10 protein-coding genes are annotated in these 10,925 nt (G+C 72.2%); 1 reads left to right on the plus strand and 9 read right to left on the minus strand.

Annotated elements, in window-relative coordinates; all coding sequences use genetic code 11:
- Positions 1-69 precede the first annotated feature (69 nt).
- The 9 genes from amrb99_RS18170 to amrb99_RS18210 form a co-directional block, all read right to left on the minus strand.
- The gene (locus amrb99_RS18170) at positions 70-1,023 is read right to left on the minus strand and encodes an ABC transporter permease (RefSeq protein WP_347256731.1); all 954 of its coding nucleotides are present in this window, start codon (positions 1,021-1,023) and stop codon (positions 70-72) included.
- Positions 1,020-1,991, minus strand: a complete 972-nt coding sequence (locus tag amrb99_RS18175; RefSeq protein ID WP_190857224.1) for an ABC transporter permease — start codon at positions 1,989-1,991, stop codon at positions 1,020-1,022. Before amrb99_RS18175 ends, amrb99_RS18170 begins: the two co-directional genes overlap by 4 nt.
- Positions 1,988-3,076: a dipeptide ABC transporter ATP-binding protein gene (locus amrb99_RS18180; protein WP_190857227.1), complete on the minus strand. Its 1,089-nt coding sequence runs from the start codon at positions 3,074-3,076 to the stop codon at positions 1,988-1,990. Before amrb99_RS18180 ends, amrb99_RS18175 begins: the two co-directional genes overlap by 4 nt.
- Entirely contained in the window at positions 3,073-4,320 is a 1,248-nt protein-coding gene (locus amrb99_RS18185) for an ABC transporter ATP-binding protein (protein ID WP_277819950.1), read from the minus strand. Before amrb99_RS18185 ends, amrb99_RS18180 begins: the two co-directional genes overlap by 4 nt.
- Positions 4,321-4,431: 111 nt before the next feature.
- Positions 4,432-6,198 carry an ABC transporter substrate-binding protein gene (locus amrb99_RS18190; protein WP_190857229.1) on the minus strand — a complete coding sequence of 589 codons (1,767 nt, stop codon included), beginning with the start codon at positions 6,196-6,198 and terminating at the stop codon, positions 4,432-4,434.
- A 161-nt stretch (positions 6,199-6,359) separates the two neighbouring features.
- The gene (locus tag amrb99_RS18195; protein ID WP_190857232.1) at positions 6,360-7,124 is read right to left on the minus strand and encodes an NRDE family protein; all 765 of its coding nucleotides are present in this window, start codon (positions 7,122-7,124) and stop codon (positions 6,360-6,362) included.
- Between the two features lie 434 nt (positions 7,125-7,558).
- The gene (locus amrb99_RS18200; RefSeq protein WP_190857235.1) at positions 7,559-8,335 is read right to left on the minus strand and encodes an SCO1664 family protein; all 777 of its coding nucleotides are present in this window, start codon (positions 8,333-8,335) and stop codon (positions 7,559-7,561) included.
- 93 nt (positions 8,336-8,428) lie between these two features.
- The gene (locus amrb99_RS18205; RefSeq protein WP_190857237.1) at positions 8,429-8,977 is read right to left on the minus strand and encodes a DUF3090 domain-containing protein; all 549 of its coding nucleotides are present in this window, start codon (positions 8,975-8,977) and stop codon (positions 8,429-8,431) included.
- 10 nt (positions 8,978-8,987) lie between these two features.
- The gene (locus amrb99_RS18210; protein ID WP_190857239.1) at positions 8,988-9,713 is read right to left on the minus strand and encodes an MSMEG_4193 family putative phosphomutase; all 726 of its coding nucleotides are present in this window, start codon (positions 9,711-9,713) and stop codon (positions 8,988-8,990) included.
- 77 nt (positions 9,714-9,790) lie between these two features.
- Between amrb99_RS18210 and corA the strand changes: the two genes are divergently transcribed.
- Positions 9,791-10,771 carry a magnesium/cobalt transporter CorA gene (gene corA, locus amrb99_RS18215; protein WP_190857241.1) on the plus strand — a complete coding sequence of 327 codons (981 nt, stop codon included), beginning with the start codon at positions 9,791-9,793 and terminating at the stop codon, positions 10,769-10,771.
- Positions 10,772-10,925: the final 154 nt, after the last annotated feature.

Genomic DNA, 10,925 nt, shown 5'->3' on the forward strand with positions numbered 1-10,925 from the left:
CGTTGACCGTCCCGAGTGTCCGCATCGTGACCTGGCCGGGACGGTGCGCGCCGGACCGCCGGGCCGCCGTCAGGACAGCCGGACCCGCGGATCCAGGAACGAGTAGCCGATGTCCACCAGCAGGTTCGCCACGATCACGAAGAACGTCACCATCAGCGTCACCCCGATGATCACCGGTGTGTCGCCGAGCGCGATCGACTGGTACACCAGCTGCCCCACGCCCTGCAGCCCGAACACCTTCTCGGTGACGATCGTGGAGCCGATCAGCGCGCCGAGGTCGATGCCGAACTGCGTGACCACCGGCGTCAGCGCCGCCCGCAGCCCGTGCCGGTAGACGACGCGGCGCCGCGACAGGCCCTTCGCGCGGGCCGTCCGGACGTAGTCCTCCCCCAGCACGTCCAGCATCGCGCCGCGCGTCAGCCGCGTGTACGCCGCGACCATGAGGAACGCCAGCGCGATCCACGGCAGGATCATCCGGCGGAAGAAGTGCATCTGCAGCGGCGGGCCCGCCTCGAAGAAGTAGATGCCCGCCTCGCTGAGCTTGGTGGAGAACAGGTACAGCAGCACCAATGCCATCACGAACGGCGGCGTCGACAGCCCGATCAGGACGAACACCGTGACGACCCGGTCGGGCAGGCTGCGCGCCCGCGTCGCCGACAGCACCCCGGTGACGACGCCGCCGACGAACCAGATGACGCCGGCGCCGAGCACCAGCCACAGCGTCGTCGGCAGCCGGTCCCCGATCAGCGTCGTCACCGGCTCCCCGTTGATGTAGGAGTCGCCGAGGTTCGCGTGCAGCAGCCGGCCGAGGAACTGCCCGTACTGCACGATGACCGGCTGGTCCAGGCCCAGGTTGCGGCGGATCTGGTCGAGGGTGTCGGTGGTGGCGCGCGGCCCGCCGATGACCCGCTCCACCGGGACGGGCGAGACGTGCAGGAACACGAACACCAGCGTGGACACCAGCCACAGCACGATGATCGCGTACAGCAGGCGGCGGATGACGAAGCGGATCACGGCGCTCACTTCCCCCCGGTGGCCCGGTCGCCGCGCGGGTCCAGGGCGTCCCGGATCCCGTCGCCGAGCAGGTTGAACGACAGGGTGGTCAGCAGCAGCAGGACGCCGGGCACCGCCAGCAGCCACCACGCGGTCTGGAATACGTCGCTGCCCTCGCCCAGCATCGACCCCCACGACGGCATCGGCAGCCGCACCCCGACGCCGAGGAACGACAGCGTCGCCTCGAACACGATCGACGTCGGGATCAGCAGCGAGGTCAGCACGGTGATCTGCGCGACCAGGTTCGGCAGGATGTCCACGAACATGATCCGCGCGTTGGAGGAGCCGAGCGAGCGGGCCGCCTCCACGAACTCCTTCTGCTTCAGCGACAGCACCTGGCCGCGGATGATCCGGCCGAACGCGGCGAACGAGAAGAACGCGATCACCAGGATCGTCAGGGACAGGCTGGCGCCGACCGAGGAGATCTGGAACGTGGTCGCCAGCATGATCGCCACCAGCAGGTACGGCAGCGCGAGGGTCATGTCCATCAGCCGGGCCAGCAGCGTGTCCATCGCGCCGCCGGCGAACCCGGCGAGGACCCCGACCAGCGTCCCGACGATCGACGCGAGCACCGCGGACAGGATCCCCACCACCAGCGAGATCCGCGCCCCGTAGGCGGCGCGGACCAGCACGTCCCGGCCGAGCTGGTCGGCGCCGAGCCAGAACGTGCCGGACGGGCCGCGCGGCTGCCCGTTCACGTCCAGGCCCGTCTTCGGGAACGTCGCGTCGTAGGGGTGGCCGGTCAGGTGCGCCCACACCGGCGCGAGGATCGCGTAGATCGCGATCAGCGCCAGCACGACGATGGACACGACCGCGAGCTTGTCGCGCCGGAACCGCGCCCACGCCAGCTGGAACGGGGTGCGGCCCTGCACTCGGGCCGGCCCGGTGCCCGCGGTCGGGTCGACCTCCTGTGCCTCGAGATCGGTGTAGCTGCTCATTCCTCGGCCTCCGGGAGCTCCGGCTGGGTGGAGACCTGCGCGATCGCCGCGTGCTTGTGCGCGAGGCGCTCGCCCGGCTCCACCGGGAAGTGGCAGGCGGTCACGTGGTCGGGCAGGTCGCCCTCGCGCGGCACGAGCGGCGGGTCCTCCCGGATGCAGCGGTCCGCGGCCTTCGGGCAGCGCGGATGGAACCGGCAACCCGACGGCGGCTCGATCGGCGACGGCACGTCCCCGGTCAGCACGATCCGCTCGGCGCGCTCCGCCTCGTCCGGGTCGGCGATCGACGCCGCCGACAGCAGCGCCGCCGTGTAGGGGTGCCGGGGCCGCGCGTACAGCGTCTCCGCCTCGGCGGCCTCGCCGATCTTGCCGAGGTACATCACCGCGACCCGATCGCTGACGTACCGGACGACCGACAGGTCGTGCGCGATGAACACGTAGGTCAGGCCCAGCTCGTCCTGCAGGTCCTTGAGCAGGTTGATGACCTGCGCCTGGATGGACACGTCCAGCGCCGACACCGGCTCGTCGCACACGATCAGCTTCGGCTTGAGCGCCAGCGCCCGCGCGACCCCGATCCGCTGCCGCTGCCCGCCGGAGAACTCGGCGGGGAACCGGTTGTAGTGCTCGGGGTTCAGCCCGACGAGCTCCATCAGCTCCTGCACCCGGCGCTTGCGCTCGGCGCCTCCCGCGATCGAGTGCACCGCGAACGGGTCGCCGATGATGGAGCCGACGCGGCGCCGCGGGTTCAGCGACCCGTACGGGTCCTGGAAGATCATCTGGACGTCGCGGCGGAACGCCTTCAGGCCGGCCTTGCCGAGCCGGGTGATGTCGTCGCCCTCGAACAGGATCCGTCCCGCCGTCACCTGGTGCAGCCCGGTGACGCAGCGCGCCAGCGTCGACTTCCCGCAGCCGGACTCCCCGACGATCCCGAGGGTCTCGCCGCGCCGGACCTGCAGGTCCACGCCGTCGACCGCGTGCACGCGGCCGATCTCCTTCTTGAAGACGATCCCCTGCTTGATGGGGAAGTGCTTGTAGACGTCCTCGACCGAGACCAGGACCTCGCCCTGCCCGCTCGCCTCGCCGTTCATGCGGCGCCTCCGTCCCCGCGCGCTCCGCCACCGTCCCCGTCGCCCTCGCCCTCCGGCCGGCCGTCCCTGCGGTGCGCGCTCGCGCCGCTGCCGGCGTCCGTGCCCGCGTCCGTGCCCGCCTCCATGTCCACGTCCTGGTCGTGGGCGAGGGCGTCGACCGCGCCGGAGGACTCCGGGGCGCCGTCCAGCGCCGCGGCCGCGGGCCGCACCCGCACCCGCCCCTCCTCGACCGCCCGGCGCCGCAGCCGCTCGGCGTCCTCGCCGAGCCCCAGCGCCTCCAGCGGCAGCCAGCACGCCGACACGTGCGTCGGGTCGTCGCCGCCCGTGACCGGGTCCAGGACCGGCTCGTCGGTGACGCACCGGTCCATCACGTACTCACAGCGCGGATGGAACACGCACCCCGACGGGATGTTGATCAGGCTCGGCGGCTGCCCGGGGATCGGCCGCAGCCGGTCCGCGCCGGCCGCCGCCGACGGCGTCGACTGCAGCAGCCCCTTGGTGTACGGGTGGTGCGGCCGGTAGTACAGGGGCCGCCGCCGCGCCTTCTCCGCGGCCTTCCCGCCGTACATCACCAGCACGTCGTCGGCCATGTCGGCGATCACCCCGAGATCGTGGGTGATCATGATGAGGGCGGTGTCGTACTCGCGCTGCAGCCGCCGCATCAGGTCCAGGATCTGCGCCTGGACGGTCGCGTCCAGCGCGGTCGTCGGCTCGTCCGCGATGATCAGTTTCGGGTTCAGCGCGAGCGCCATCGCGATCATGGCGCGCTGCCGCATGCCGCCGGAGAACTCGTGCGGGTACTCCTCGGCGCGCCGCGCCGGCTGCGGGATGCCGACCGTGCCGAGCATCTCGACCGCGCGCTTGCGGGCCGCGTCCCGGCCGGTGCCCGGCTCGTGCGCGCGGATCATCTCCTCGATCTGCCGGCCCACCCTGTACAGCGGGTGCAGGCTTGACAGCGGGTCCTGGAAGATCATCGCGATCTCGGCGCCGCGGATCTGGCGCATCCGCCGCTCCCCCGCGGTGAGCAGGTCGGCGCCCTCGAACAGGGCGCGCCCGCTCACCCGGGCGCCCGGCGTGAGGCCCATCAGCGTCTGGGTGCTGACGCTCTTCCCCGAACCCGACTCCCCGACGATGCCGAGCGTGCGGCCCCGGTCCACCTCGAACGACACGCCCCGCACGGCGCGCACCAACCCGTCCGGCGTGCTGAAGGAGACCTCCAGGTCGGTCACCTCGAGAAGACTCATCGACGCCCTTTCACGTCCTGCATCCGGCCGGCGGACGGCCCGCGCCCGCGCGGGCGGGGACGGGCCGGTGCCCGGGCGCGGCGCCGCCGGCGGGCGCCCGGGCGCCGCCGGCTACGAGAGCTTGACCTGGTTGAGGTCGTACGCCTGGTACTGCGGCAGGTACTGCGCGTTCTTCACCCGCGACGAGTGGAAGATCGGGTACTTCTGGTTCATCAGCGGCACGACCGCGGCGTCCTGCATGATCTGCTTGTCGGCCTGCGCCCAGAACCCGGCCGCCGTGTTGGCGTCCTTGGCCTTCAGCGCCTGATCGATGAGCGCGTTGACCTTCGGGTTGTTGTAGTCGCCGTAGTTGGTGGAGTTCGGGCCGTACTGGCGGCCGTCGAACAGCGGCACGATGTTGGTGCGGCCGTTGTTGCCGTACCAGTCCGGCACCCAGCCGGGGCCGGCGATGTCCCACTTGCCGGCCTTGGCGTCGGCGGGGGTCACCAGCGTGGTGTTGTAGAAGGTGCCGTTGGTGTCGGGCGTGAGGTTCGCGGTGATCCCGCACGCCTTCAGGTTCGCCTGCACCGACTGCGCGACCTTCGGGTGGTTGCTGGAGACCCGGTAAGGGAACTTCAGCGTCAGCCCGTTGGGGTACCCGGCCTGCGCGAGCAGCTGCTTGCACCTGTTCGGGTCGCCGGCGTTGCCGGGCGTCGGGTACAGGTTGAACGGCTGGTAGCCGACGCTGCGCGGCGGGATGACCTGGTTCAGCACCTCGCTGACGTCCGGGCCGCCGTAGATCTGGATCAGCGCGGTCTTGTCGACCGCGTAGTTGATCGCCTGCCGCACCTGCGCCTTGCCGAGCGCGCCGTTGTTGTTCGGGCTGAGCGTGTTGAAGACGATGTAGGGGTTGCTGGACGACCCGTCCATGATCTTGAAGTTCGGGTTGGACTTCAGGCCCGGGATCCGCGACGTGGGCACCGGCTGGTCCCAGGCGAGGTCGGCGGAGCCCTGCTCCATCTGCTGCTGGACGACGTCGGGCGAGTCCTGCCCCATGGTGATCTGGATCCGCTGGGGGTTCTGCGCCCGCGTCGGGTCCGAGGCGGCGTTCCAGTTCTTGTTGCGGTCGAGGACGTACTGCTTGTTCGGCGTGTACGAGACGATCTGGTACGGCCCGTCGGAGACCGTGTGCTGGCGGAACTGCGGGCTGTCGGGGATGTACCCGTCGTACTCGGCGGGCGCGGCCGACGCGAACTGCAGCGCGAGGATGTTCGTGAAGTCGCTCGCGGGCTGGGTCAGCCTGATGACGAGGGTCTTGTCGTCCTTGGCCGTCAGCCCGGCCACATCGTGGCCGTTCTGGTAGGCGGCCATGGCGGACGCGCTCTTCGGGTCGACGCCGCCGTAGCCCTTGCAGAAGGCGCTCATCCCGACGATGGTCTCGGTGTAGTACGCCTTGCCGCCGGACGGCTTGGCCGGGTTGCAGACCCGCTTGATGCCGCGGATGAAGTCCTGCGCGGTCACCTCGCGGGGCGGGTTGGTGTTCCAGAGCACGCCGGTGCGCAGCTTGATGGTGTAGGTCCGGCCGTCCTGGCTGATGCCCCCGTTCTGCGTGCTGGGGATCTCCTGCGCGACGTCGGGCTGCACCTTGATCGCGTCGTCGAAGTTGTCGGCGGCCTTGAACCCGAACAGCGTCCGGGCGAACTGGCGGGCCAGCATGTTGCCCCAGGTCGTGTAGACGCTGGAGGTGTCGAGGTGGTCCACGTCGGAGGACCCGACGACCTTCAGCGTGCCGCCGGCGCTCCCCCCGCCGCCGCCACCGCCGCCCCCGCAGGACGCCAGCGCGAGCACCGCCGCGCCGAGCCCGGCGGTGACCACCGCCCCCCGTCTCACTGCTGTCATCTGCGCACTCCCCCGTCTGCTGATGACCGACTGCCCCGGAGCGATCCGCGGACCGGGCCCGCACGCGGCGGCCGCGAAGATCGCATTAGGTAGTCAAATTAGCACCCAGCGTCATGGTCGCGCGGATGCGGGGAGGAAAACGCCGTGCGCCGGGGCGCGGGTCAGAGCACCCGCGACCAGCCCGCGCCGTCGCCGGGGGCGGCGGAGAAGTCGTAGCGGACGGTGCCGGGGGCGAGCGCCGCCAGGCTGACGGACGTGGTGCCCCAGACGCGGCCCTCGCCCATGTCCAGCAGCGGCAGCAGGGCGCGGTGGTCGGCGCGCGGCAGGCCGTCGCCCTCCAGCAGCGGCAGCCACGCCCCCCACGCCGTCCGCACGTCCTCGCGCGGCCCGGGCTCGGGCCGCGCGGCGGCGGCCAGGCGCGGGCGGAAGTGGGCGAGGCGGGCCGCCATGTAGGCGTCCTCGGTCGCGCCCTCCTGCTGGCCCTCGCCCTCGAGCCCGCTGTTGACGATCATGTGGAGGCCGGGGCCGAGGTCGCGCTCGGTGAGCTCCCGGCCGTCCCAGCTCCACAGCCGCACCCGGTCCGGTTCGGCGCCGACGAGGTGGAACGGGTCGAAGGCGGCGAGGTCCGGCTCGCCGAGCTTGCCGTCGGCGGCCGTCCGCAGCGGCAGCTCGCCGCGCGTGGCGCGGCCGTCCTCGGGCGCCATCCTGCCGCGGCCGTTCAGCACCAGCGCGACGCGCGGGGCGGCCGGGTCCACGGCGAACCAGGTGCCCCCGGCCCGCAGGTCGCGGCCGCCGATGAGGCCGGGCCGGTCGGGCCAGTGCCGTCCCGGCGGCTCCCACTCCCGGGCGACGAACTCGTCCCGCACGCCCGCGACGAGCACGGGAACGGCGGCGGAGGGGTCGACACTGATGATCGCCGTACACATGCCCCAATTGGAGCACTTCCCCCCAACCCACCCGACCCCCGGGGTCCCCGCCGCCACCGATCGAAGCCCCGCCACCCCTCACGGAGGCGTCAGGCGCTGCCCCCACGGGAGATCGAAGCCAGGCCACCGCCACGGGCAGGCACGCGGAGCGAGCGCCAGCGAGCGCAGCGGGCATGCCCGACGACGGACAGCGCGTTTCGCGCGGAGCGCTAGCGGAGCGGGAAACGCGCTGTCCGTCGTGACGGGGGTTCCAGGGGGTCGCCCCCCGGGGAGATTCGAGCCAGGCCACCGCCACGGGCAGGCACGCGGAGCGAGCGCCAGCGAGCGCAGCGGGCCTGCCCGACGGTTGAGGGGCTGTTTCGCGCGGAGCGCCAGCGGAGCGGGAAACAGCCCCTCAACCGTGACGGGGGTTCCAGGGGGTCGCCCCCCCTGGGCTAAAGCGGAGGCCAGGGGATCGCCGGCCAGTCTTCAGGGGGGTAGGGGTGGATGCGGTGCTTGAGCATGAGCTCGACGCGGCGGCGGGTCGCGTCGACCTCCTCCTCGGTGAGCAGCTCGGAGAGGCGGGCGGCGAGGGGGCCGCCGCGCAGCGCGCGGTCGACGCGGCCGAGGGCCTCGACCGCCTCGGGGGTGAGGGGCTTGCCGCGCCACTGCCACAGCACCGTCCGCAGCTTGTACTCCACGGAGAAGCAGACGCCGTGGTCGCAGCCGTACACGTGGCCGTCGCCGGGCGGCAGCAGGTGCCCGATCTTGCGGTCGGCGTTGTTGACGACGGCGTCGAACACCGACATGCGGCGGATGGCGTCGTCGTCGGAGCGCGACAGCGCGACCAGGTCGGTGTCGGGGTCGGGCTCGACCCACAGCTGCACCATGCCGGGCCCGTACGGGCCGTCGCGGTGGACGGTCGGGGGGACGGTGCCCCAGCCCATGACCTTGGACACCTCGTAGGCGGCGACCTCCCGCTCGGCGAGGGTGCCGTCGGGGAAGTCCCACAGCGGCCGCTCGCCTGCGACGGGCTTGTAGACGCAGGCGGCGCTGACGCCGTCGTGCTCGACCGTGCAGTACAGGGTGGCGTTGGATGCCTGGACGAGGCGGCCCTCGATCGACAGCCGGCCGGCCAGCAGCAGCCGCTCGGCGGCGGGGACGTCGCGGGGGGAGACCCGGTCGCCGGAGGGGTCGCCGGCGGGGGCCCGGTCCCGGGAGGACTGCGTCATGCGCTCATTCTCCCGGCCGCTCCGCCCGTGATCCAGCGCGGGTCCCGGTCCGGGGCGGCCGCGACCCGGCCCGGCGTGCCGACCGCGCGCATCTCAGCCCAGGTATCCGTTCTGGCGGGGGCACACGTGGCCCTCGGTGTCCAGCGGCAGCCCGCACAGCGGGCACGGCGGCCGTCCGGCGGCGACCACCTGCAGGGCCCGTTCGGCGAACGCGCGGGCCTGCGCGGCGCTGATCCGCACCCGCAGCACCGCGATGGCGGGGTCGTCCTCGCCGACCTCGGCGTCCTCCTCGGCCTCGGTGACCTCCTGCGCCTCGATGACGACGCGCTCGTCGTCGGGGTCCCAGGCCAGCGCCATCGTGCCGACCTTGAACTCCTCCTCCACCGGCTGCTCCAGCGGGCCGTCGTCGCGCAGTTCGGACGGGGTGACCGCGGGGACGTGGGCCTCGCCGCCGCTGCGCCGCAGCACCTCGTCGAGCAGCTCCTCGAGCCGCTCCGCCAGCAACGTCACCTGGAACTTCTCCAGGCCGACGCTGGTGACGCGGCGGCCCGCGCGGGCCTGCAGGTAGAAGGCGCGGTCGCCGGGGCGCCCGACGGCGCCGGCGACGAACCGCTCCGGCAGGTCGTAGGAGATGACGGGCATGACATCGACCCTACGCGCCGCCGCCGACGACCGCGTCACTCGCCCCGGATCCGGTTTTCCGGTCATCGCCCTCGTCCGGCTTGGGCAGCAGACCGGCGACGTCGCCGCCGGTGTCGTTGAGGCGGAGCACGAACGGGCGCAGCTCGGTGTAGCGGATCGCGGTGACCGACGCGGGGTCGGCCTGGATGCGCTGGAACTGGTCCAGGTGGAGGCCGAGCGCGTCGGCGACGACGGCCTTGATGATGTCGCCGTGGCTGCACACCGCGTAGACGACGTCCGGGCCGTGCGCGGCTGTGATGCGCTCGTTCCAGTCGCGGACGGCGGCGACGGCGCGGTGCTGGGCGTCGGCCATCGCCTCGCCGTCCTCGCCGGGGAACCGGGCGGCGCTCGGGTGGGCCTGCACGACCCGCCACAGGGGCTCCTCGGCCAGTTCCTTGAGCGGGCGGCCCGTCCAGTCGCCGTAGCGGACCTCGCCGAACCGCTCGTCGATCTCGACCTTGTCGACGGCGCCGCCGGCGTCCCGGGAGTGCGGGGCGGCGACCGACTCGGCGGTCTCGACGCACCGGTCGAGGGGGCTGGAGACGACCGCGGCGAGCGGCAGCGCCGCCAGGCGCCCGGCGACCGCGGCGGCCTGCGCGCGGCCGCGCTCGTCCAGCCGCACGCCAGGGGTCCAGCCGGCCAGCACCGGCCCGGTCATAGCGGTCAGGCCGTGCCTTACCAGGAGAAGGGTCGTCACAACTGGCCACTGTAGGAGATGCACGGACCGGATGTGATCACCGGCGCGATTCCGCGCGGCGCGCCGGATGCGCGACAATGCATGCCGTGATCGTGGACAAGGCCATCTACGCGGGCGGCGTCCGCAACGACATCGACGGCGACATCAGCGACGCCTTCGACCTGGCGCGGGCGAACGGCGACTGCTTCCTGTGGATCGGCCTGTACGAGCCGGACGAGGAGGAGTTCGAGCTCGTCAAGGACGAGCTGCGGCTGCATCCGCTCGCCGCGGAGGACGCGGTGTCGGCGCACCAGCGGCCGAAGATGGAGCGCTACGACGACACCCTGTTCGTGGTGCTGAAGACGCTCGCCTACGTCGACGAGACGTCCGACATCGAGGTCGGCGAGATCATGGTGTTCCTCGGCGCGGACTTCGCGGTCACCGTCCGGCACGGCGCCGGGAACCCGCTCGGGCCGGTCCGTAAGCGGCTGGAGGAGGACAAGGACCTGCTCAAGCACGGCGCGACGGCCGTGCTGTACGCGGTGTGCGACGAGGTGGTGGACCGGTACGGGCTGGTCGCGCACGAGGTCGAGGTGGACATCATCGGGCTGGAGCGGGCGGTGTTCGACCCGCGGGCCCGCGACGTGACCGCCGACATCTACTCGCTCAAGCGGGAGGTGCTGGAGTTCCGCACCGCCGAGGACCCGCTGGTGCCGGTCCTGCAGGAGATCGTCAAGGGCCGGGTCTCCGAGTGCGCCGGGACCCGGGAGTACTTCCGCGACGTGCTCGACCACCTGCTGCGGGTGGACGCGCAGGTCGACGCGCACAACGAGCTGCTGAACAGCGTGCTGAACGCGCATCTGGCGCTGCTCGGCAAGCGGCAGAACGAGGACATGCGCAAGATCTCCGCGTGGGCGGCGATCATCGCGGTGCCGACGGCGATCGCCGGGATCTACGGCATGAACTTCACGCACATGCCCGAGCTGAAGTGGACGTGGGGGTACCCGGTCGTCCTGGTGCTGATGGCGGTCGTGTGCGTGCTGCTCTACCTCAGGCTCCGCAAGAGCGGCTGGCTGTAGGGCGCGCGGACGGACTCAAGGCGCGGGGATCACGCGGCCCTACCTTCTTGATCGGGTTGAGCGAGCCGTTCGTAGGGTTGGCTGGCCCAGGGGTGCCGGGTGTGGCTTTCATGCGGCTGCCGAAGGTGTGGTTCAGGACGCTTCGCCGCCCGGC

The organism is Actinomadura sp. RB99 (assembly GCF_014706005.1).
Lineage (GTDB): Bacteria > Actinomycetota > Actinomycetes > Streptosporangiales > Streptosporangiaceae > Spirillospora.

Bases quoted from the DNA above. Each gene is read 5' to 3' on its own strand.
- amrb99_RS18185 (WP_277819950.1), bottom strand. From the start codon at position 4,320: ATGAGTCTTCTCGAGGTGACCGACCTGGAGGTCTCCTTCAGCACGCCG.
- amrb99_RS18175 (WP_190857224.1), bottom strand. From the start codon at position 1,991: ATGAGCAGCTACACCGATCTCGAGGCACAGGAGGTCGACCCGACCGCG.
- corA (WP_190857241.1), top strand. From the start codon at position 9,791: ATGCATGCCGTGATCGTGGACAAGGCCATCTACGCGGGCGGCGTCCGC.
- amrb99_RS18200 (WP_190857235.1), bottom strand. From the start codon at position 8,335: ATGACGCAGTCCTCCCGGGACCGGGCCCCCGCCGGCGACCCCTCCGGC.
- amrb99_RS18195 (WP_190857232.1), bottom strand. From the start codon at position 7,124: ATGTGTACGGCGATCATCAGTGTCGACCCCTCCGCCGCCGTTCCCGTG.
- amrb99_RS18190 (WP_190857229.1), bottom strand. From the start codon at position 6,198: ATGACAGCAGTGAGACGGGGGGCGGTGGTCACCGCCGGGCTCGGCGCG.
- amrb99_RS18205 (WP_190857237.1), bottom strand. From the start codon at position 8,977: ATGCCCGTCATCTCCTACGACCTGCCGGAGCGGTTCGTCGCCGGCGCC.
- amrb99_RS18180 (WP_190857227.1), bottom strand. From the start codon at position 3,076: ATGAACGGCGAGGCGAGCGGGCAGGGCGAGGTCCTGGTCTCGGTCGAG.